20 protein-coding genes and 4 pseudogenes are annotated in these 21,094 nt (G+C 32.8%); 17 read left to right on the top strand and 7 right to left on the bottom strand.

Annotation, left to right across the window (positions count from 1 at the left end; translation table 11 throughout):
* Positions 1-313 precede the first annotated feature (313 nt).
* The 5 genes from AC0IXC_RS04120 (at position 314) to AC0IXC_RS04100 (ending at position 5,415) form a co-directional block, all read left to right on the top strand.
* Positions 314-2,032 (top strand): alpha-keto acid decarboxylase family protein, encoded by a 1,719-nt coding sequence (locus AC0IXC_RS04120; RefSeq protein WP_471652617.1) that lies wholly within the window; start codon positions 314-316, stop codon positions 2,030-2,032.
* A gap of 91 nt (positions 2,033-2,123) precedes the next feature.
* Positions 2,124-3,554 carry a PQQ-dependent sugar dehydrogenase gene (locus AC0IXC_RS04115; RefSeq protein ID WP_471652616.1) on the top strand — a complete coding sequence of 477 codons (1,431 nt, stop codon included), beginning with the start codon at positions 2,124-2,126 and terminating at the stop codon, positions 3,552-3,554.
* Positions 3,555-3,752: 198 nt separating this feature from the next.
* On the top strand, positions 3,753-4,325 hold the full coding sequence (locus tag AC0IXC_RS04110) for a YybS family protein (RefSeq protein ID WP_002189725.1): 573 nt from the start codon (positions 3,753-3,755) through the stop codon (positions 4,323-4,325).
* A gap of 68 nt (positions 4,326-4,393) precedes the next feature.
* Positions 4,394-4,957 carry a GNAT family N-acetyltransferase gene (locus AC0IXC_RS04105; RefSeq protein ID WP_002189726.1) on the top strand — a complete coding sequence of 188 codons (564 nt, stop codon included), beginning with the start codon at positions 4,394-4,396 and terminating at the stop codon, positions 4,955-4,957.
* Positions 4,958-5,034: 77 nt separating this feature from the next.
* Positions 5,035-5,415 carry a nucleotide excision repair endonuclease gene (locus AC0IXC_RS04100; protein WP_002013261.1) on the top strand — a complete coding sequence of 127 codons (381 nt, stop codon included), beginning with the start codon at positions 5,035-5,037 and terminating at the stop codon, positions 5,413-5,415.
* A 126-nt stretch (positions 5,416-5,541) separates the two neighbouring features.
* On the opposite strand, the gene AC0IXC_RS04095 is transcribed toward AC0IXC_RS04100, so the two are convergent.
* Complete coding sequence (locus AC0IXC_RS04095) at positions 5,542-5,748, bottom strand: hypothetical protein (protein ID WP_002127593.1); 207 nt, start codon at positions 5,746-5,748, stop codon at positions 5,542-5,544.
* 155 nt (positions 5,749-5,903) lie between these two features.
* On the opposite strand from AC0IXC_RS04095, the gene AC0IXC_RS04090 reads away from it, so the two are divergent.
* The 5 genes from AC0IXC_RS04090 (at position 5,904) to AC0IXC_RS04070 (ending at position 9,680) form a co-directional block, all read left to right on the top strand.
* Positions 5,904-6,683: an undecaprenyl-diphosphate phosphatase gene (locus AC0IXC_RS04090; protein ID WP_002013258.1), complete on the top strand. Its 780-nt coding sequence runs from the start codon at positions 5,904-5,906 to the stop codon at positions 6,681-6,683.
* A gap of 80 nt (positions 6,684-6,763) precedes the next feature.
* A complete protein-coding gene (locus AC0IXC_RS04085) occupies positions 6,764-8,086 on the top strand; it encodes an FAD-dependent oxidoreductase (protein ID WP_471652614.1) in 1,323 nt (440 codons plus the stop codon).
* Positions 8,087-8,149: 63 nt separating this feature from the next.
* On the top strand, positions 8,150-8,671 hold the full coding sequence (locus AC0IXC_RS04080; protein WP_002032360.1) for a GNAT family N-acetyltransferase: 522 nt from the start codon (positions 8,150-8,152) through the stop codon (positions 8,669-8,671).
* Positions 8,672-8,694: 23 nt separating this feature from the next.
* Positions 8,695-9,216 (top strand): YfiT family bacillithiol transferase, encoded by a 522-nt coding sequence (locus AC0IXC_RS04075; RefSeq protein ID WP_002085329.1) that lies wholly within the window; start codon positions 8,695-8,697, stop codon positions 9,214-9,216.
* The gene (locus AC0IXC_RS04070) at positions 9,156-9,680 is read left to right on the top strand and encodes a GNAT family N-acetyltransferase (RefSeq protein ID WP_131929169.1); all 525 of its coding nucleotides are present in this window, start codon (positions 9,156-9,158) and stop codon (positions 9,678-9,680) included. Before AC0IXC_RS04075 ends, AC0IXC_RS04070 begins: the two co-directional genes overlap by 61 nt.
* A gap of 120 nt (positions 9,681-9,800) precedes the next feature.
* On the opposite strand, the gene AC0IXC_RS04065 is transcribed toward AC0IXC_RS04070, so the two are convergent.
* Positions 9,801-10,178: a PH domain-containing protein gene (locus AC0IXC_RS04065; RefSeq protein WP_002065713.1), complete on the bottom strand. Its 378-nt coding sequence runs from the start codon at positions 10,176-10,178 to the stop codon at positions 9,801-9,803.
* 179 nt (positions 10,179-10,357) lie between these two features.
* Here AC0IXC_RS04065 and AC0IXC_RS04060 point away from each other — a divergent pair, with 179 nt between their 5' ends.
* From AC0IXC_RS04060 to AC0IXC_RS04035, 6 genes and pseudogenes are all read left to right on the top strand, one after another.
* Positions 10,358-11,209, top strand: coding sequence for a patatin-like phospholipase family protein (locus AC0IXC_RS04060; RefSeq protein ID WP_471652613.1), 852 nt, complete (start codon positions 10,358-10,360; stop codon positions 11,207-11,209).
* Between the two features lie 12 nt (positions 11,210-11,221).
* The gene (locus tag AC0IXC_RS04055; RefSeq protein ID WP_341085818.1) at positions 11,222-11,593 is read left to right on the top strand and encodes a YxiJ-like family protein; all 372 of its coding nucleotides are present in this window, start codon (positions 11,222-11,224) and stop codon (positions 11,591-11,593) included.
* 270 nt (positions 11,594-11,863) lie between these two features.
* A complete protein-coding gene (locus AC0IXC_RS04050; protein ID WP_471652612.1) occupies positions 11,864-12,229 on the top strand; it encodes a hypothetical protein in 366 nt (121 codons plus the stop codon).
* Positions 12,230-12,312: 83 nt separating this feature from the next.
* Positions 12,313-13,508, top strand: a pseudogene (locus tag AC0IXC_RS04045) (alpha/beta hydrolase-fold protein).
* A gap of 21 nt (positions 13,509-13,529) precedes the next feature.
* On the top strand, positions 13,530-13,937 hold the full coding sequence (locus tag AC0IXC_RS04040) for a DnaJ family domain-containing protein (protein ID WP_002032371.1): 408 nt from the start codon (positions 13,530-13,532) through the stop codon (positions 13,935-13,937).
* 78 nt (positions 13,938-14,015) lie between these two features.
* Positions 14,016-14,830, top strand: a pseudogene (locus AC0IXC_RS04035) (YwqG family protein).
* 740 nt (positions 14,831-15,570) lie between these two features.
* Here the strand turns inward: AC0IXC_RS04035 and AC0IXC_RS04030 are convergent.
* Positions 15,571-15,966: a RidA family protein gene (locus AC0IXC_RS04030; protein WP_326997887.1), complete on the bottom strand. Its 396-nt coding sequence runs from the start codon at positions 15,964-15,966 to the stop codon at positions 15,571-15,573.
* A 140-nt stretch (positions 15,967-16,106) separates the two neighbouring features.
* Positions 16,107-17,188: pseudogene (locus AC0IXC_RS04025) on the bottom strand (hypothetical protein).
* Positions 17,189-17,697: 509 nt separating this feature from the next.
* Between AC0IXC_RS04025 and AC0IXC_RS04020 the strand changes: the two are divergent.
* Positions 17,698-18,471: pseudogene (locus AC0IXC_RS04020) on the top strand (MBL fold metallo-hydrolase); the annotation flags it as partial.
* Here the strand turns inward: AC0IXC_RS04020 and AC0IXC_RS04015 are convergent.
* The 3 genes from AC0IXC_RS04015 to dnaN all read right to left on the bottom strand — a co-directional run bounded on the left by AC0IXC_RS04015 (position 18,467) and on the right by dnaN (position 21,087).
* Positions 18,467-19,348 (bottom strand): hypothetical protein, encoded by an 882-nt coding sequence (locus AC0IXC_RS04015; protein ID WP_471652611.1) that lies wholly within the window; start codon positions 19,346-19,348, stop codon positions 18,467-18,469. The pseudogene AC0IXC_RS04020 and the gene AC0IXC_RS04015 overlap by 5 nt on opposite strands.
* Positions 19,349-19,412: 64 nt before the next feature.
* Positions 19,413-19,934: an NUDIX hydrolase gene (locus tag AC0IXC_RS04010; protein WP_078176600.1), complete on the bottom strand. Its 522-nt coding sequence runs from the start codon at positions 19,932-19,934 to the stop codon at positions 19,413-19,415.
* A gap of 22 nt (positions 19,935-19,956) precedes the next feature.
* Positions 19,957-21,087, bottom strand: coding sequence for a DNA polymerase III subunit beta (gene dnaN, locus AC0IXC_RS04005; RefSeq protein WP_471652610.1), 1,131 nt, complete (start codon positions 21,085-21,087; stop codon positions 19,957-19,959).
* Positions 21,088-21,094: the final 7 nt, after the last annotated feature.

Raw genomic sequence — 21,094 nt, 5'->3', positions numbered from 1 at the left:
TTATTTTTAAGGTTCTGTTACAAAATTTTAAAAAGTAAGCTAGACTTTTGCAAAACAGAGTGAGGAGCATGATAAATGGGATGTTTTAAAGGGAAACAATTTAAAAAGAACATTAGAAGATTAATTAATACATTCTTGTAATGTTTTAGTGTTTCTCCTCCTTCTCTTGTTTTATGAATATCTCCAAAGATAAGGAGCATTTCTTCCCGATTAATTGTTGCACAACGGATAACCGGTTTAATTAAAGGGAATTATCAAAAAGGGTACTATAAAATAGAACAAGCCAAAGAAATAGATAAGGAGTGAGCAAGCGATGGACAACATGATTAATACGGGCAGCTTTGGTTTACAAAGGGGACCTGATCCAAAAACGGTTGGCCAGTATTTGTTCGATTGCCTGAAACTCGAGGGCATTACCGAAATTTTTGGTGTCGCAGGGGACTATAATTTTACACTTCTTGATACTTTGGAGTGTTATAACGGCATCCGTTTTATAGAAGGACGAAATGAACTAAACTCGGGCTACGCTGCAGATGGCTATGCAAGAATCAAAGGAATATCGGCTCTTATTACGACATTTGGGGTCGGGGAGCTCAGTGCATGCAATGCGATAGCGGGAGCCAACAGCGAGCATGTGCCAATTATACACATTGTGGGTGCGCCTCCTGAGAAGGATCAAAAAGAGCATAAGCTTATGCATCACACCTTAATGGATGGGAATTTTGACGTTTTTCGCAAGGTGTATGAGCAGATTACGGCATATACCGCGGTGCTTACGCCGGAAAATGCCAAGATTGAAATTCAGACTGCGATTCGCATTGCTAAGGAAAAGAAAAAGCCGGTATACCTGGTTGTGGCTAATGATTTAGTGACCAAGCCGATTAAAGTCTGGGCAGAACCGGTACCACCACGTCCAACATCCAATCCGAATACCCTTCAGGCTGCAGTGAATCATGTCCGTCCGCTTTTGGAACGTTCCCACCGACCAGTTATCTTGGTGGATGTGAAAACGATGCGATTCGGCCTTCAGACAGCGACTCGGCAGCTAGCCGATGCAATGAATGTGCCTGTTGTAACGATGATGTACGGGAAGGGAGGATTCGACGAGAACCATCCAAATTATATCGGAATGTATCAAGGCTCTTTCGGGAGGACTGAAGTCCAAAGTACGGTAGAGAATGCAGATTGTATCATTGCGATTGGCATGGTATGGGCGGACACAAACACCGCAAGTTTTACCGCAAAGCTGAATCCGCTGATAACTGTCAATATTCAACCGGATATAGTTAAAATCGCTGAGGCGGAATATCCGAATGTTCTTGCAGCCGACATGCTACTTGCCGTTCAGAAGGTGAATTATAAGGGCAAAGGTTTGACAAAAAAATTGTCATTCCCTTATGAGCAATTCACAACTACTGCCGACGGACCTCTAATGGCTGACGGCTATTATCCGCGTTTTCAGCGCATGCTGAAAGAGGAGGATATTGTAATCGCCGAGACCGGAACGCTTTATTACGGAATGGGAGAGATAAGACTGCCGGGCAATGTAACATATATTGGACAAGGTGGATGGCAGTCCATCGGTTACGCAATCCCTTCCGCGTTTGGTGCTATTATGGCCGCGCCGGAACGCCGAGTATTGGTGTTTACAGGTGACGGTGCCCTGCAGCTAACGGTACAGGAAATCAGTTCTATGCTCTATTACGGCTGCAAGCCCATAATCTTTGTCTTGAACAACGATGGTTATACAATTGAGAAATATTTAAATGTCAAAACAGAGGATCAAAAGTACAACCAAATCCCTCGATGGTCTTACACCAAGCTGGCCGAAGCTTTTGGAGGTAACGCGTTTACCGTTACGGTCCGGACCTATGGAGAGCTTGATCAGGCTATAATCCATGCTGAAAAGGAAAGCGCCAAAAGACTCTGTATTATTGAAATGATCGCAGGGAATCGAATGGACGCACCTGAATATATGCGACGGATGCGTAGTTATATGGAGAAGCAGGGAAAGCAGCGCAGTCAGAACTAGTATCCAATTCCCTAGTCCCTAATTGAATACTAATCGAACAGTTCTAATCATATTCTTTTAATAAAACGCAATTAAAGGGGTGTAAAGTGAGTTGACAAAAGTTAAGGTTAGTTTACGGCCCATTGCAAGTAAGTTCAATTTACCTACTGTTTTGAAAACAACTATACTACCAGGTGACTCAATTGAAAGGTTATTTATTGCAACCCAGGTAGGAGAAATCTTTTACATAGGAGACGGAGTTATAAGGACTTTTTTAGATATTCGCCCGCGAATTATCAAATTAGGCACGTTTGAAGAAGGTGTCTCTAGTAGCGGTTATGATGAACGCGGATTGCTAGGACTAGCGTTTCATCCACAATTTTATCAAAACGGTTTATTTTACCTTCATTATTCAGTAGCTGGCACTCAAGGTCCGGGTGCCCTTTCTGAACCTTTTAAACCTAATCCGTGTGATCCGAAAACTTTAAACTTAAAGTGGGTAAATAGAGATACTCAATATGATCATATTGATACGGTTGAGGAATGGATTTTACAATCACATAGTCAACCTCAAAAACGACGGACATTACTTAACATAAGAAGGCCCTTTTTTAATCATAACGGAGTCAATAGTTTAAACTTTTCACCTGAGAGTGGAAAACTTGTTTTTACAAATGGAGATGGTGGATCGGGTTATGATCCATTTAATTTAAGCCAGGATGATTTAGAAATAGCGGGTAAAATAATTGAAATTGATGTAAGTAAAAATACATTCATAAATAACCCTCCAGTAGTTACACGCTTTAATGAGTTTCCTTTATCTATACAAGAAACACTTACAGTAATTGCGAAAGGAGTTCGGAATATAACAGGTATTTCATTTCAAAGGTTTTATAATCAGTATATCAAATATGCTGGAAATGTCGGGCAGGATATTGTAGAGTCTGTTTTTTCGTTTGTTCATTATAAACCCATACCGGTTACCGAACTTGTTCAAACGCATTTAATGAGATCCACTCCCAATCAAGATGGATTTATTAATTTTGGTTGGCGAGGATGGGAAGGAGAATTTCCTACTTCTTTTATAAGGCACTGTTCTGAGAACCCTACTTTGGATGAGAGAACAATGGCTTATTATAATGAAACAATAGAAACATCAGTGAGGCGCATACAGCCCCTAATTAGTTATTTTCATAAAGATTCCAGAGCAGATAAGTTTGGAGGAACCTCACTTACAGGAGTACAACCATATATGGGAACTACAATTCCTAGTTTAACTGGTAGTATCGTGTTTACTGATCTTGCTAAGAAAGAAGAATTTCAATCTCCAGTAAAGGGAGTGTTAGCTTTTACTAGAGCAGTTCTAGACGGGAAACGTAATGATTTTCATGTTATTGAAACCACTTATGATTTTGGGACTCAAGCAGCTTATTATGTTAGTTTAGGAACAAACTTAGATCAAACTAGATTATATTTAGGAGTTTATGGTTCTATGAAAGTAACTGAATTTAACAAAGGTACTATTTTTGAAATTGTTCCATGATACGGTATAAACTCTTAGTCTAAAAATATATGGAATTCATACTTTTTCAAACGCACAACTTAGCGCCTCTTAAAAAACCTTCTATGGATAAACATCTATTGTATAGTGATTCCTAACAAGCAGAAAGTAAAACATAACCAATAAGTATTTGAATAAAAATAGAAAGTGGTGAATTAAGTCTCTTTAGGGGGGAATTTGATGAATCGCTTTAGAAGCTATTGGTATCAATGGATGATAGAGCAGGATGCGAATTTTGTTCATAAAAGAAAGGTGACGCCTGCAAGTAGGTTAGTCATTACAGCATTACTCGGTTCATTTGCTGCTATTTTTCAATCTGCGGGGAACTTAATCCCTGGAATTGGGTTATTTATTAGTCCTTTCGCGACGCTACCGATTTTTCTGGCTATTTGTTATTCTATTCGTGAGGGAGTACTTTCTTATATTCTTACTATTTTCCTACTATTCATTATTGAGCCAAGTGAACTAATTGTCTTTCCCTTTACTACAGGCTTATTAGGTATAGCGTTAGGAGTATCCTTTTTACAATTCAAGAGGAGGATTTGGGTAATTTCCTTTTCAGCGATATGTCTACTTATAGGAATTATGATCATTCTCGATATATTCCGTTTTCCTGTACTTGGTCCTAGTATTCATACGACTATGGATATAAAAGTTATTACATTAATATTTATACTGAGTTTTTTATACTGCTGGATCTATGCAGAGTTGTGTAGAATAATAATGAATAGAGTATATAAAGTATGGTCTTAGCAATTGCATAAAATCTTTTTGAACAAATACACTTTCTCATATATTTTTAAAAATTGGAGATGTAAGCCATGTATAACATTGAAATTAGAAGGCCGAATTCGAATGATTTAGATGAATTACATTTGTTTTTTCGTCTTGTTATTACTAATACATTTAAAAACGAAGGGTTATCACATCTATTAGATGACATAGAAAATGAAATTAACTCGAAAAAGAAATATTTAAAAAATGATTTTGATAGTAATGGAGAAAATCGTTACTTTTTATTAGCGATAGATACAAGTAACGATAAAATCATTGGAACGATTGAAATCGGTCCAGCAAGTGCATTGATTAATAGTTGTACAGACGGTGTACTTAAGGATTTGTATGAAATAGGAACTGTATTAATACTTCCGGAGTATCAAAGAAAAGGTATAGGGAGTTTACTACTAAATACAATGTATCTTACATTACTTAGCAGAGGAATAACCGAATGCTGTTTAGATAGTGGATACAAAAAAGCACAAAGTATATGGACAAAAAAGTTTGGAAAACCTAGTTATGTGCTGAAGGATTATTGGGGCGAATCAAACGATCATATGATTTGGAAAAAAAGTTTACATGATATACCTATAATATTTGAATTATAAAATGAAATATCTCTCTTAACATAGCTTTTCTTACATACTTATGCTATTATTTATCTTTATAATAAAAGAGGACGTGAATGAACTTGATTAAAATTAATATTCCTGAAGCTGATGTTTCCATTACTGAACGTAACCAAGTTATTAAAGGAGACGAGCCATTAATTACTCCAATTAACGGTTTTATCGATTTCCACTTGTTCCCTAGAGATAAAGGCGGCATTTTTATGTTTTACAATATTAATGACGAACTTCTTTTCGTAGGTAAAGCTCGTAAAATTAGACAACGTATTAAAAAGCATTTTGAAGATAATGTTTCACCAATCAAAAATAATCGTGATGAAGTATACCGTATCGATGCATGTATCGTAGAAGATCCAACTGAAAGAGAAATTTACGAAACATACATCATTAATAAGTACAAAGCGAAATATAACGTTGATAAAGTGTTTTATAAATAAACAACATTAGCGAAATGAAACAATCCTAGTACATACACTAGGATTGTTTTTATTTATATAGCTTTGTAATTTTTGTCCGTAATGATTTTCCTCGCATTTGTTCCTCCTTATAAGGGAATAGATTATTTAATCGGCAGAATTTTTTCGTATTTTAAAGTAATGAGCGGCAATTAAACAAAGTACCCCTATAAATAACATAATAATTCCAAAAGTTTTATGCTTTCCTTCGAAGAAAGGTATGTCTGTAATTACATTTGTCATACATAAGCCTAAGAACACAAGAATTGGTCCAATCCAAAGTAATATGTTGCCTAATTTTGTATGTTTCTCCATGTAAACCCTCCTTTTTTACATATATATCCATCTTTATCGCAATCCATAACTTCTAAATAAAGGTTAAAGTAAATCCCCAAGAGAAATATATTTTCTTTCATAACAAAAATTAAAGCATCATATATTGGTACAAGCAAATGAGAAAGGAGATCATCATGAATTGGCTAGAAGCTTTTATTTTAGGAATTATTCAAGGGCTGACAGAGTTTTTACCTATAAGCAGTACAGGTCACCTATATTTAGGGCGACATATTTTTCAGTTAGATGAGGCAGGTTTGTTTTTAGATACGATGCTGCATATAGGGACGTTACTTGCGGTGTTTATTTATTATAGAAAAGAATTTATTTATTTAATAAAAAATCCATTTTCAAAGCTTATGCTATTACTTATTGTCGGGACGATACCTGCGGTTGTAATCGGCTTATTATTTAAAGACTTTTTTGAAGATATTTCAAAAACAGGTATAACAATAGGTTGGGAGTTTTTAGTGACGGGTTTATTTCTTTATATGGCCGATAAACAAAAGAACGGTCGTAAAAAAATGAATGATATTACATATAAAGATGCATTCATAATTGGTTCATTTCAAGCAGTAGCTATATTTCCAGCAATTTCCCGTTCTGGAATGACAATTGTCGCTGCATTATGGAGAAAGTTAGACCGTGAAACAGCGGCGTACTTTTCCTTTTTATTATCAACACCAGCTATTGTCGGAGCTATCATCTTGCAATTTGCAGATGTTTTTCAAGGGAAAGCTGAATCTATTTCTAGTACATCATTAATTGTCGGAACATTATCAGCAGCGTTCTTTGGTTACATAGCAGTTTCATGGATGATCCAATATTTAAAACGTCATTCTTTAAAAGTATTCGCGTATTACGTATGGGGATTAGGTATTTTAATTTTAATGTTGCAATTCACACAGGTGTTTTAAATATAATTATCAAGGAATTATTAGTTAAGATCCTGTTCCATTCATACACGACAGGATCTCTTTTCATTAAGGGGGAAAAAATGTTTACTAAGGCTATTGTTATTGGTGGAAGTATCGCAGGAAAACTCGCCGCAAAGGCTTTATCAAATACGTTTGAAGAAGTAATCATTGTAGAAGCTGGTGAAGAATGGGATGGAAAAGGCCCGCGAAAAAGAGTTCCGCAAAGTAATCATCCGCATGTGTTATTAAAAGGCGGCGAAGAAGCACTTGAGGAGTTGTTTCCTAACATTACTAATGAATTAATTGAAGCAGGTAGCATCGTAAATAATTTTACTCGCGATTTAAAATGGCATCAGTTCGGCCTATGGAAGCAGCCTTTCAAAGGCGAAATAAATATGATTCAACAAAGTCGTCTTCTGTTAGAATCGCATATTCAAAAACGAATTGAACAAGTTTCAAATGTTACTTCGAAGTATGAAATGTTGGTTGAAGGATTACTAGTAGATAACAAGCTTAATAAAGTCTATGGAATAAGAGCTAAATGTTTGAAAACAGGAATGAAAGAAGAATTTCATGCAGATCTTGTTGTTGATGCGAGTGGATTTGGTTCGAAAAGTATAGATTGGTTAAAAGAATACAATTTCGAAGTACAAGAAGAGAAAATAAGAATTGATTTGTTTTACGCAACTAGAATGTTTAGGCTCAAAGAAAAAGAGAAATTAGACTGCTGTAATATGCTTATGTCTCCAAGTTTTCCTGAGAATCCTTATGGTGTTCTAATTCAAACGATTGAAGATGATCGTTATTTTGTTACTTTTAGTGGATATGCAAATGAAAAAGCACCGCAAACAGATGATGAATTTTATGATTTTGCTGAAAACCTATCAATCACTAATGTTACAGAGTTTCTAAACAAATCTGAGGCGATTACCGATATAAAAACGTACAAAATTCCATATCAAGTACGCAGGCGATTTGATCTAGTTAATAATTTGCCTGAAGGATTGTTAGTAGTTGGAGATGCGCATTGTCGTTTTGATCCAGTTTTCGGACAAGGTGTTTCAGTTGCAGCTATGGAAGCTCACCAATTACAACTAATTCTTCAAGGGAGAAAAAGGCTTGATAAAATATTAACTCGAGAGTTTTATAGGAAGACTGCTATGATTATCAAAACACCTTGGGAAATGACCACAACGGAGATAGCACGTCATCCTAAGTTACAGAAAGAATTAACTACGAAACAAAAATTTCAGCAATGGTATACGAAACAAATATATCAACTTTCTGCAAGTGATTCTGATATTTATATTCGGTTAGTCAGAGTTATGAACTTAATTCGTAGTCCATTTCATCTTTTTCATCCTAGAGTATTACTTACTGTATTACTCAGACGAAAGAAATAGCAGGAAAATTATCGTTTAAAAAAGAATGTATAACAGTTAGTAAATCAAGAAGGGGTAAACGGGATGGAAATATACATAGAACAATTAAAGAATCAAGACGCTGAAGATTTATTTAATTTTGAACTCACGAACAAATCATTTTTTGAAACAATGGTACCAAGTCGTGGCTCTAATTATTACGTGTATGAATACTTTCAAAAGCAACTTGCCGAACTATTAAAAGAACAAACTGAGGGGATTTCTTATTTTCATCTCATACGTAATACAGAAAAAGAAATTGTAGGACGTATCAATTTAGTTGATGTAGATAAGGAAAAACGAATTGGGTCGTTAGGCTACCGAGTTGGAGAGGGTTTTACAAAAAAAGGAGTTGCAGCAGCATCTGTAAAATTGATTTTGGCTCAAGCAAGAGTCTATGAAATTAATGAAATACGTGCTATGACAACAACAAATAACATAGCTTCACAAATTGTATTAGAAAAGAACGGATTTTCTCGTGAAAAGGAAGCGGAGACAACTACTGTAGATTTAAACGGGGAAAACGTAAATTTCGTACATTATATTTGGAGGACTACTAAGGGTTAAAAATAATAGGGAGGGACATGTACATGAAGGATTTACGTTATCCAATAGGTCAATTTACTTACGTAGGAACTATTACAGAAGAAATAATTGATAAATGGATTCAAGAAATAGAGGATTTACCTAATGAACTAGCAAGAGCGATAAAAGATTTAGATCAGAAGCAGTTAGATACACCGTATCGCGTCGGTGGATGGACTGTTCGCCAAGTTGTTCATCATGTTGTTGATAGTCATATGAATAGCTACATACGCTTTAAATTAGCAATGACAGAAAAGAATCCAACTATTAAACCGTACAAAGAAGAAAAATGGGCAGAGCTACCTGACTCGAAATTACCAGTAGATGTTTCACTTGTAATGCTAGATTCATTACATAAAAGATGGGTTAACTTATTATATTCTTTAGAACCGGCAGATTTAGAAAAGACATTTAATCATCCTGAATCAGGAGAAACAAAACTTGCTGCTGCAATTGGACTATATGCATGGCACGGTCGTCATCATACAGCTCACATTACTTCTTTAAGAGAGCGTTTAAATTGGTAACATTAGAGAAGGCGACAGAAATTGATGCAGCAGTTTTATTTCAAATGCAAATAGACTCATTTAGTCCTTTATTAAATAAATATAAAGACTATGAAACAAATCCAGCAAATGAATCTATTGAAAAAACTATTTTAAGAATAAATAATCCGAGCAACAACTTTTATAAGATGATAATAGATTCGAACCTTGTTGGAGCGATATGTATATCCCAAAAAGAAAGACCTTATAAATTTTGGATCAGTCCAATGTTCATTCATCCAATCTATCAAGGGAAAGGAATCGCTAAGAAGGTACTTATTTTAATTGAAGAGATGTTTCCAGAAGCACGGAGTTTTGAACTTGCTACGATTTTAGAAGAAGAAAGAAATTGTTTTCTATACGAAAAAATGGGATATAAAAGAACAGAAGTAATAAAGAAATTAAATGATAAAACTACACTTATTTATTACAAAAAAGAAAGGTAAAGCATTTGAAATACGCTTTACCTTTTTATGTTTTTTAGATTAAATATACAAAAATAACGCATATTCTTCCAAAATACTCGGGTTAGTAATTTCGATAATGAATAAATATACGGAAAGGCGTTATTTCGTCGTATATGTTACTAACGCTTTTTGAATGCTTAAAATACTATCGTCACCTTTAAATTCTTTCGTAATTGGATCATCCATACTAGATACCCAAATTTTAAGCTCTGCATCTAAATCAAAATGCCCAGCTGTTTCAATGCTAAATTGTGTAATACTTTTATAAGGAATAGAATGATACTCTGTTTTTTTACCTGATATCCCTTGTTTATCAACTAAAATAAGACGACGATTTGTAAATACGATTAAATCACGAATTAATTTATAAGCATGCTCAACTTTTTCATCATCTAGCATAATCTTTTCTAAATCACGTTCAACGCTTTCTGTACTCGCACTTGATGCATTTCCTAAAATACCACTAAATAAACCCATATGAAATTCCTCCTTTATAATATGTGGAATGAGTTTCTTATATTGTACCATGCGAATGACTAATAGATTATGACATTGCTTCAATAGTTTTTTGTTATTATTGCAACTAATTTATATAACCTCATCCTAAAATCTTGTGCTAACATGTAATTAAGAAAACAGAAGCAGAGGGACTGAGCATGAAGAATATCGGTTTAGTATTAGAAGGCGGCGGAATGAAAGGATTATATACTGCAGGAGTACTCGAATATTTTATGGAAAGGGACTTATTCTTTCCGTATGTAGTCGGTGTATCCGCTGGAGCATGTATGGGAGCGACCTATTTATCACGTCAAAAAGGAAGAAATAAGAAAGTGAATACAGAGCTAGTAGGAGATCACAGGTATATATCTTATCGAAACTTAATTAGCAAACGTGAATTATTTGGAATGGATTTTTTATTTGATGAAGTACCAAACAAAATTGTACCGTTTGATTTTCAAACATTCCTAAATTCAAATGAACAGTTTGTAATCGGAACGACTGATTGTGAATCAGGACAGGCAGTTTATTATAATAAAACAGAACATGGAAATGATATTTTAAAAATTATTCGTGCATCAAGCTCTGTGCCGTTTATAGCACCTGCTGTAGAATATGATAATCGAAAATTGTTAGATGGAGGGATTACAGATCCTATTCCAGTATTAAAAGCGCAAAATGATGGTTACCAAAAGAATGTTGTTATTATGACAAAGCCGGATGGATACGAGAAGCAGCGGAATAAATTTTCTGGGCTGGCTAAAATATTATATAGAAAATATCCGAATATCGCACAATCTTTAGTAGAACATTATCGTTTTTATAATGAGACGATAACTTATATGAATCAAATAGAACAAAAAGAAAATTTTTATATCATTCAGCCTAGCGTACAGCTTCCTATAAGCGGAATAGAAAGAAATAAAGAGAAACTTGTTAACCTATATAATCTTGGCTATACAGATGCTCAACATCATTATGAAAAATTATTAAGTTGGGTAAGGAAATAAAGGGGTGGAAAATTGCTATTAGGTAAAAAGGTTATTTTTAATGAATTGCAGAAAATGCATAGTCCACTGCATAAACCGTTTCCGTATCGTGCTACAGGAAAATTGCAACGAGACTTAAAAAGTAAATTTACAGATGATGACTGTATAAATGCTGATTTAAATTATTATTGGATGCATACAGCAGGTACTTTAAGTTACATACTTAATAACAACGAAAAGGAGATTGTGTTTGATCAAATAAAGTGGCTAAAGAAATCGTTTTTTGAATGGTTTCCGCAATATCGTTTTATAGAAACAGAAATTGTGAAGTATCCCATTTTGTATAGAGATTTCATGAATTATGAGAAGGCCCGGAAACTATTACTGTATTATATTACTGAATAAAAATAAAAACGTACAAGTTATGCTGCTTGTGCGTTTTTTTGTTCATAAAAAATACAATTTTAATACCTTGTTTATATAGGGATTCTAATACGAAGAAAGAAGTACATATAGAATGATGTAAAGGAGGGAGAGGCGTTTATATACCGTTTTCCTTTAATCCATTATCCAATTCGAATATAGTTAGTTATTTATGATAAAATATTTCGAGTGAAATCAAGTACTTATTATATCCAGTATTAAATAAGTTAAGCCAGGAGGAACAATAGTAACATGGAAAACGTGTCAAATATAGATAAATTGGAATCAATAAAATCTTTACAATCGACAATTCGTAAACTTGAAAATGCTTTTTCACAGATGACTCAAAAGGGAGCAAATACTACCTTAGTGAAAAAAAGGCTTAAAGCCGTTTGTATAGGGCTAGCAGTGTTAGAGAACGTGTGGAATCAAGAAAGTCATCGGTATAGCCAAGAAGAGTTAGCAGAAGCACGTAATGTCCTTGCTGGTTTGCTCCCATCAATTGAGAGAGCCTATGATAAGTCTAAGGCTGGTAGTCCTCAAAGAACACTTTTAGAAAGAAGAATAAAAGCGTTGAAACTTTCTATTCAGGCAATTGATAAACCTTCTAATAAATAACTCATCTAAATACATAACATACTAATCTTAAATTTTATAAAAGCAATCTAATGAAAAGAAAGAAATACAAAGGAGGCAGATGGGTGACTTCAATAATTAGTCCTAAGTTAGAGGAGCTTAATAATCAATTAAAAAAGGAAACGAGAAAGCAATTTATACTTTTTTGCATGAAATAAAGTCAAATAATACGCCACTAATAGAACAATGTCCTGTAGAAAATCAGTATAAGCTTATAACGTATATATGGTTAGGGGATCAAAAAACTGAAAACGTCTATGTATTCGGTAGTTTTCCTGGTTGGGATCTGTCTGTAAATCAACTACAACGGTTGTTACAGACAGATATTTGGTATGTAACGTTTAGGACGGATGAGAGTTTTATTTCAACGTACTATTTTTCAGTAAACGATTTTTTCGAAAATGATTGGATAAAGCGCAGTTAAAAGTACCAACTAGACCGATTTAATAAAAATACATTTGGAGAAGATGCCAATAAAGCGTCTGTGTTAAACATAGGAATGGAAGTACAGTATAGCAGTCGTTTTCCTTCAGATCATTATCCATCTGGAAAAATTGAAACATATTCTTTTCATAGTACGATTTTAAATGACACACGTAAAATTTATATTTATACGCCTCATGACTATTCTCACACTTCACATCTTCAAGAACTTCTCATTGTGTTTGATGGGAATTCATTCATTAATAACCTTTCAATCGCAAGAACACTCAATTATTTAATATACGAAAAAGAAATCCCATCTTGTATTGCTGTTGCAATAGAACCCGTTGATCGACTAGAAGAGCTAACTTATAACGATAAAATGAATACATTTTTAACGGAGGAACTACTTCCATGGATTCAAGCTAGGTATCACGTATATCAAGAAAAGAATCATACAACAATTGCTGGTTTCAGTCTTGGTGGCTTAGCAGCTTTTTATGCAGCGCTTCAAAATCCACATGTTTTCGGAAACGTGTTGTCAATGTCTGGATCCGTGCATTGGAAAAAGGATGGTTATGAAAATCAAATTCCTTGGATTGAAAATCAAATTTCATCTATAGATTCTAATACGAGTCAACCTCATTTTTACATAGCAGCAGGAGAACTTGAAAACAAACCTCTTTTAACGGCTAATAGACGCCTGTATAAAGCTTTAAAAGAAAAAGGATACCAAATTACTTATGAAGAGTTTCAAGGCGGTCATGACGATGTTTGGTGGCGAGAAAAGTTATTTGATGGGTTGAAAGCATTAAAATATACAAAAACCACACTATAAAATAAAAAGGAGAGAGAATCTATGAATCAAGATGAGCTAGATAAAAAACTTAAAAAACAAGAAATTTTAGTAAAAGATGAAAAAGTTTGGTCGTTCACGTATGAGGATCATATTAGCTCTATCGTTAAAGAAGCAGAAAAGAAAGGGTCTTTTGATAATTTGCCAGGTAAAGGGAAACCTCTAAATCTAGATAAAGATCTTTCGTATAATCCTGAAAAACAACTGTATAGAACTTTAAAAAATAATCATGTTTTACCTAGGTGGATTGAGCTTTCAAAGGAAATTGATGATTTAAAAGAAAGGCTAAAAGAAACTACAAATACTGCAGAAGCAGCGGATTTAATTCGAACTATTAATAAAAAGGTTTTAGAACATAATTTACTTTGTCCACCAAGTGCGCAAAAAACGAGGGTGAAAACGGATATTTAACGATTTTCAATGAAGTTATCTTTTGCTATATAATTAAGTAAGGCATTTTCAATTCATTATTAAGGGGAGGCAAATGTAATGAAGAATACGTATCAACTTCAAATTCCGAAAGAACTAGAGCAGTATCGTAGTATTTTAGAAGAAAGTGTGAAACCGTATATTAAAGTGTCTGGAACGCAAGCAGAAACAACTCTTTTTGAAAGTAAGTTGGTGGCTATCCGTATGTACCTATATATCAAGAGCATCCTAAAGATTCAAATGGACAACCTATGATGTTACTTGCGCAGCTAAACTTTGAAGAAATGCCGCATGTTGAATATATGCCTCAAAAGGGTATGCTGCAGTTTTTCGTAAGTGCTGAAGATGAGCTTTACGGAGCAGATTTTGATCATCCAACAATCCAAAAAGACTTTCGAATTATTTATCATTCTACAATTATAGAAGATTTAAATAAGGTTATTACTGATTTTAGTTATTTAAACACTTCAGAATTAGAGGACTTTATCATACCTGAAGCAGCGAAATTAAAGTTTGAATTGGGTTATCAACCCGTAACATCAAGGGATTATCGATTTGAAAAGATGTTTAGTGAGGAAATTGATTGGGAAGAAATTGTTGATGAAGAAAATAATACAGAATTAGGCGAACTGTATGATGATTTATGTAAAGATCAAGGGCATAAAATTGGTGGTTATCCATTTTTCACACAGACAGATCCAAGGGAATGGGAAGAAAAATACCAGCAACATGATATATTATTGCTGCAAATCGATACAGATGATTCATTAAATATTATGTGGGGAGATTCTGGTGTTGCTAATTTCTTTATAAAGAAAGATGATTTATTAAATCTAGATTTTTCCAATGTTATTTACAATTGGGATTGTTACTAAAAATAGATAAATGGATTACTAGCTAGCAAAAGAAATCTTCCTGAAGGTGAGGAGGATTTTTTTACGTTAAAAATAAACGTTATGTTAACTAGAATGAAGAATACAATGAAAGTCAAGCGTAAATAAAAGAAATAACAACAAAAATATAAAATAATAAAACATATGTAATAGCAATAAATCTATAAAGCAAAACATAAAATGAAATTTATCATTTGTATAGAAAAATTTATTTCGCATAAAAAAATTCCGTGCTAATCAAAATTATTTTTGACTCGTTAAACGATAATTAATCGATTAAGATTTGCTGTGATTAATTTATAGCAAAATAAACGATAAAAACTGTAGAAATTCATTTAGATAAGATTTTATGTGAATCTCATTAAAAATACCTATTTCGTCTCATTAAGTATAGTTTACTTGGTTTTTGATACAGATGAACACTTACTCTATACAACTTCGTATAATATATATTATGTTAACTAGAAAAAAGTAATAAACTTATTACACATTGGTCTCGGTTGTTACACTTCCCTTTTCTTTGTTTGTTCATGATTGGTTGTGTGTTATATGAATTGATACAGCTTAATAGCTTAGATAAATTGTTCTAATATATTTTTGTTGTTTATTTTCATAAATAATGCCGCAAACAAATTTTAGTTAAGACAAAAAAGCAATTTGTTTAATCGTTAACTTTAAACAAATTTCTTCGATGTTAATTTAATTGATGATAAGTTTTTAAATTAGTTTGCTACAGCAATTGCTTCGATTTCAATTAATAAGTTATCGTTAATTAACTTTCTAACTTCTACAGCTGAACTTGCTGGTGGATTCTTAGTATCAATGTATTGATCTCGAACATCTCTAACAATGGCCATTTGAGAAATATCTGTTAAGAAAAATGTTAATTTTACTACATCATTAAATTTTAATTCCAAAGTTTCTAATGCGCTTTTAATATTTTCGAATACTTGTCGCGTTTGTGTAGCTAAATCATCAATGCCAACTATTTGACCATCAGTATTGATCGCTACTTGTCCAGATATGTAAATTGTTCGTTTAGCGTTACTAACTTCAACTACATGTGAGTATCCAAAAGTTACTGGCATTGTTTCTGGATTGATAAATTTCTTTTGCATGGCTCTTCTCTCCTTTTAATATCTTATTTTCTTTATATTAGGTTTTAATTTCGGATTATCCTCTATTTACTAATTATTGTCTATACATCATTCAGCTGCTACATATGCAAAAGGATATTAGTCACTTTAATTTAAAGTTTTTAATAGATTATGTACGTTTGATTTTTTTGAGCGCTTGTTATAATTACGCCTTTTTGTATTAATTCTTCAGTTATTTTTGTATAGAAAAAGTGATACCACCAAATAAAAAATTCTTCGTAAGTTATTTCTTTTGAGTATCTGCTGCTTGCAAAGTATTCTTTTAAAGGTTTCTCATTTTCTTTACATAATAAAATCAAATCTGCACTGATCGTGTTCGCGATTTCGTTAAGTATAGATAAATCTAGGGCTGTAAACACTGGGATAACAGGTTGTGAATTTTTATACAAGCCTAATTTTTCGTATAATAAATTTAAATTTAAGTCTAATTGTCTATCTGCCGCTACAAAATTTTTAACTAATTGTTTTTTGTATAATTAATATCAGTAATAGCATCGTGAAAATACTCTTCAAACGTTTCTTTATTCGCAGTTATTAAATTCAAAGTTGTATATCGAGTGTTTCCATAAAGACCAATTTGATATTCCCCTAAATCCAAATACGTATTACCATACATTCCAAAGGACTCTTTGTCTGTTTGTTCTTGTTCTAGAATCGCATAATAATATCTTTTATTGTTTCTCAAAGGCCGTTCTATTTCTAAATAGTTTTCTTCAATGTTAATTATTTGTCCAAAATCTAATAACACACCACTATATAGTAAAAGACTGTACGATTCTTTAGGTAAATGATTAAATGTCTCGATTCTTTTAGACATAGCATCAATTTGATTGGAATATTTTTCAATAATTTTAAGTGCAGTTTTAATTAGAGGCTCACAGAGGCTATACAGTTTTTCTCCTTCATTAGCTGTTATAACCATACACGTTGGATAGTAACTCCCTCCTGTCTTTTTCAATAAACCTTCTAGTTCTAATGTATGCATTTGTTTTTCGAATTCCTCGTTAGTCCAATTTAGCTTCGTTTTTATAGCATTGGATCCTATACCAAGATGCAGCATCACAAGTAAATATTGAAGATTTGTTCCACTTATTTTTATAGATGGCGAATTATCTCCAGATGAAATCATTTTAGTCTCATAAGCTTTTTGTAGTATTTTCTCTGGAGTATTATTAGCAAGCATCATTACATCCCTCCTTTTTAAATAAGTTAATTGTAAAATCTATGTATTTACTATGTTCTATAAATAAAAATAAGTATCCTTTAATGATTTCAAATAAAAAACCTTAGTATAGCTATGTTAATACCTATACTAAGGTTATCTAGAATTCTATATTTAGTTATTGCTATTTAATAGTTTGCATTTAGACTTCTTTTTTCTTTCTTCTAGCATTTATAGACTCTCCTTCCTGTGGATAATTAGTTACCTATCTGCTTCTATAACATACAACGAAACGTACGTTCTTTGTTGTTTATGAGAAAGAATTTACTTAAGCAAAACAATTTACAAATACATAATATTAGTTTTAGCTGCTGCTAAATGAATTCTGTTTTTTTATATATAAATAATAAATTTGAAGAATTTATGAAATGTACTGCATTTAAGATGTGAAAGGTAAAATGATTTCGTTTAAACTACAATTAGCTACAATAACAACATACGTATATTGTTAAACGTAAAAAGGAGAACTAATGAAAAAGAAATATATGAATCAAATTCCGACTGATGTAAGTTTTAATCCGAAAGATATTATCGGTTTAATGACTGATTACTTTAAAATGAAAACAAAGCTACGTCCTGTAAAGAATTTACCTATTGTTTTATCGAATAAAAATAATGAATCTTTAGAGAGTGTGACATGGTTTGGGCACTCTGCTTCTCTTTTGAAAATAGAAGGTAAAAAGCTGTTATTAGATCCTATGTTTGGCGACGCCTCTTCCCCGTTCCCTGTTTTTAATAGTAAACGTTATAGTGGTGCTTTTTCTTTAGAACGTGAAGATTTCAAGGAAATTGATGCGATTATCATTTCTCATAATCACTATGATCATTTAAATTACAAAAGTATTATGCGGTTAAAAGATCGTGCGAAGCATTTTTATGTCCCGATTGGAGTTGCACGTTATCTTATTAAATGGGGTGTTTCACCTAATAAAATTAGTGAACATAATTGGTGGGATGAAATTACGTTTGATAATATTAAGTTAGTTTGCGCTCCTGCAAGGCATTTCTCTGGACGAAGTATGACTGATAAAGATCGTTCTTTATGGTGTTCATGGCTTATTCTTGGTCAAGAAACGAAAGTTTTCTTTAGCGGTGATAGTGGCTATGCTCCGCACTTTAAGGAGATTGGTAATAAATATGGTCCATTCGATCTTACTTTAATGGAATGCGGGCAATACGATACGAGATGGTCTGCTATTCATATGTTGCCAGAAGAAACAGTACAAGCTCATATTGACGTTAAGTCGGCACGGAGGTAATATCAATGACTGTATTCATGCTCTTATCAGTTAGTTCAATGAGTTCGTTTTCGTGATTAATTTTATTTAAATCCCACACCATTGCATTGAACTCGTTATGCTGTCCACTCACCCTTAAAATATTTTTTGTTTTACTTGAAGGTTGTATTTGTAGATTTGTAAATTGATTCCCGCTAATCTCATTTGGCGTAGTTAAATTACTATCCATATAAATCATATTTACACAATCCTCTAGAGAGAAGTTCATAAAACGGTTGGCATTTATCCAGGAATGTCCAGCTTTCGGTTTTTTCGCTACTAATTTTAGCCCTGTTTCCATTCCTGCTACTTTAATGTTTTCGAAGTTAACAAACGAAATCTCATTTTCTTTGCCACCGGAGTATAAAGAAATCCCTGTACCTTTGTTCGTTTCCGTCCAATTGATAATGTTAATATCTTTTACTTGTGTTTTGTTCCAAGTGTTATAGTACTTATTTTTGCCGTCTAAATATATAACTTCAGAATTAAATTTAGGATCGTCAATAGCTATATAAGCTCCTTCAATAGAAGCATTTTTTTCTAGTTCCAGAACCCTAAAGTTTCCCTCTACAACAAATTGTGTTCCATAACCGAATAATAGTTTTACACCTTGTTTAACGATAATTGGTGAAGTGATTTTATACTTTTTATCATCGAGCAAAACCGTTTTAATTTTACTTGATTCTGCTTTATTAATAGCTGCTTGAATTTTATTTGAATCATTTTTACCTTTAAAGTCTTCAACAAACAGTTTATCATTTTGAACTAAACTTTCTTTATTGTAATGAAAAAAAGCAAAAGTAATTAGAACAATACCTAAGAGTAAAGCGATTATTTTCTTCATAATACTCACCCTCACGTTAAAATTTATCTTTAGTTACATTTCGATTACACTAACTATTTTCTGTTCATGCTTGCACTAATTTATGTATTGAATCTATTGGGCTGGTTTGCTTAGCTAATTCTTTATTCTCATAATCTACTAATTTATGATTTGATAAAATGCAAGAGTGCTCTAATATTAATTCATTATAAAGTACTTCAGTTAAAAATTTAGGTATCATCTCTCCTACGCCGTAATTATAGTCACTTAGAATCCAAGATACCTCTTTCCAATCTAGAATTCCTTCTGAGACTTTTTTTGGAGTGTGATATGTAAATTCATTAAGTAGCTTTACTAAATAGACATACATGCCACCAGAATATGAAGAATCCTCCCATTTAATAATGCCTTTAAATTGAATTTGATTTTGTTCAACATCTATATTTGTTTCTTCTTTTATTTCACGAATTGCATTTTCTAACGGTGTTTCTCCTTTTTCTATCTTCCCTCCTACACCATTCCATAATCCTTTTACAGGATCATATTCTCTATTTAACATAAGTATTTCTTCATCTCTTTTTATAAAACATAAAGTGTGCTTGTACATAATTCAATTCCTTCCTTTGTTCTCAATAAGTTCTAACAGGTGATATTAAATATACTGCTGCAGATTGTTCACCTGCTTCAATTAATATCGGTCTCATGGAACCACCAAAACTTAAAGTAACTCTATCTTCTTTTATTGCTTTTAAAGTATCGACCATATATCGTCCATCGAAAGATATATTTAATTGCTTTTCACCGTGAATAGCATCTATTTGTTGTGTCTCGGATATTTTACCAATTTGAGAAGCGTTGGAAGAAATTTGTATTGTGCATTCGTCGATGATTTCTAAGTTAACGTTGTTGTTTGCCCATTCACTAGCCAATAAACTTGAACGATCTACACCTTGTAAAATCTTTTTTCTATCTATATTAATAATCGTTTGGGATTCATTTGGAATTAGGCCGGATATATTAGGATATTTCCCTTCAATAAGCCTTGAATACAACGTAATTGTACCGAATTTAAAAATAATGTGACTCTCTGAAAGATATATGTATACTAAATTTGAATTACTGTTCATTAATTTTAGTAGTTCACTAATAGTGGAACTTGGTACAATGCAATTTAATTTCGCATGTGAAGAAATGGGTATTTCACGTAAAGCCAGTCTGTGCGAATCAGTAGCAGCACAAATTAATTTGTTATGATCAATAACGAAATGTACGCCAGTAAGAACTGGTCTAGATTCATTTTTAGCAGTTGCAAAGACAGTTTGTTTGAATACCTCAATCAGCTGTTCCGTTTCTACTTGTATTTCTGTATGTGAGTCTAAAAATGGTACATTAGGAAATTCATTTGCCGAGAGTCCATTTAAGTTTAAAGTAATTTCATCTGATTGAATTGTAATCAACTGCTCATTCATACTTTTTATTAAAATCTCACTTGGCATTTTCTTAATAATTTCAATGAAATACTTTGCTGGTACAACAATACTTCCTGCTTTTAAAATAGTTGTAATTTGTTCGTCTTCAATTGAAATAGGTATAAATTTTTCAATGGAAATATTCGAATTACTTGCGATTAAAGTAATTCCAGATTGATCTGCTGTTATCTTTATTCCGGATAATATAGGAATTAAAGTTTTTGTTGAGATAGCTTTACTTACTTCTGAAAGAGCTTGTGTAAATTGTTTGTGATTAACGATAAACTCCATTTTTCCC

The sequence above is a fragment of the Bacillus sp. AC266 genome (assembly GCF_979253805.1).
Note: the sequence above shows the minus strand (reverse complement) of the source record. Positions and strands in the feature narration are given on the sequence as shown.

What these genes read in the sequence shown, in the direction of transcription:
- AC0IXC_RS04120 (WP_471652617.1), top strand. Translation starts at nt 314, where the DNA reads ATGGACAACATGATTAATACGGGCAGCTTTGGTTTACAAAGGGGACCT.
- AC0IXC_RS04110 (WP_002189725.1), top strand. Translation starts at nt 3,753, where the DNA reads ATGAATCGCTTTAGAAGCTATTGGTATCAATGGATGATAGAGCAGGAT.
- AC0IXC_RS04105 (WP_002189726.1), top strand. Translation starts at nt 4,394, where the DNA reads ATGTATAACATTGAAATTAGAAGGCCGAATTCGAATGATTTAGATGAA.
- AC0IXC_RS04100 (WP_002013261.1), top strand. Translation starts at nt 5,035, where the DNA reads ATGAACTTGATTAAAATTAATATTCCTGAAGCTGATGTTTCCATTACT.
- AC0IXC_RS04095 (WP_002127593.1), bottom strand. Translation starts at nt 5,748, where the DNA reads ATGGAGAAACATACAAAATTAGGCAACATATTACTTTGGATTGGACCA.
- AC0IXC_RS04090 (WP_002013258.1), top strand. Translation starts at nt 5,904, where the DNA reads ATGAATTGGCTAGAAGCTTTTATTTTAGGAATTATTCAAGGGCTGACA.
- AC0IXC_RS04085 (WP_471652614.1), top strand. Translation starts at nt 6,764, where the DNA reads ATGTTTACTAAGGCTATTGTTATTGGTGGAAGTATCGCAGGAAAACTC.
- AC0IXC_RS04080 (WP_002032360.1), top strand. Translation starts at nt 8,150, where the DNA reads ATGGAAATATACATAGAACAATTAAAGAATCAAGACGCTGAAGATTTA.
- AC0IXC_RS04075 (WP_002085329.1), top strand. Translation starts at nt 8,695, where the DNA reads ATGAAGGATTTACGTTATCCAATAGGTCAATTTACTTACGTAGGAACT.
- AC0IXC_RS04070 (WP_131929169.1), top strand. Translation starts at nt 9,156, where the DNA reads ATGGCACGGTCGTCATCATACAGCTCACATTACTTCTTTAAGAGAGCG.
- AC0IXC_RS04065 (WP_002065713.1), bottom strand. Translation starts at nt 10,178, where the DNA reads ATGGGTTTATTTAGTGGTATTTTAGGAAATGCATCAAGTGCGAGTACA.
- AC0IXC_RS04060 (WP_471652613.1), top strand. Translation starts at nt 10,358, where the DNA reads ATGAAGAATATCGGTTTAGTATTAGAAGGCGGCGGAATGAAAGGATTA.
- AC0IXC_RS04050 (WP_471652612.1), top strand. Translation starts at nt 11,864, where the DNA reads ATGGAAAACGTGTCAAATATAGATAAATTGGAATCAATAAAATCTTTA.
- AC0IXC_RS04040 (WP_002032371.1), top strand. Translation starts at nt 13,530, where the DNA reads ATGAATCAAGATGAGCTAGATAAAAAACTTAAAAAACAAGAAATTTTA.
- AC0IXC_RS04030 (WP_326997887.1), bottom strand. Translation starts at nt 15,966, where the DNA reads ATGCAAAAGAAATTTATCAATCCAGAAACAATGCCAGTAACTTTTGGA.
- AC0IXC_RS04015 (WP_471652611.1), bottom strand. Translation starts at nt 19,348, where the DNA reads ATGAAGAAAATAATCGCTTTACTCTTAGGTATTGTTCTAATTACTTTT.
- AC0IXC_RS04010 (WP_078176600.1), bottom strand. Translation starts at nt 19,934, where the DNA reads ATGTACAAGCACACTTTATGTTTTATAAAAAGAGATGAAGAAATACTT.
- dnaN (WP_471652610.1), bottom strand. Translation starts at nt 21,087, where the DNA reads ATGGAGTTTATCGTTAATCACAAACAATTTACACAAGCTCTTTCAGAA.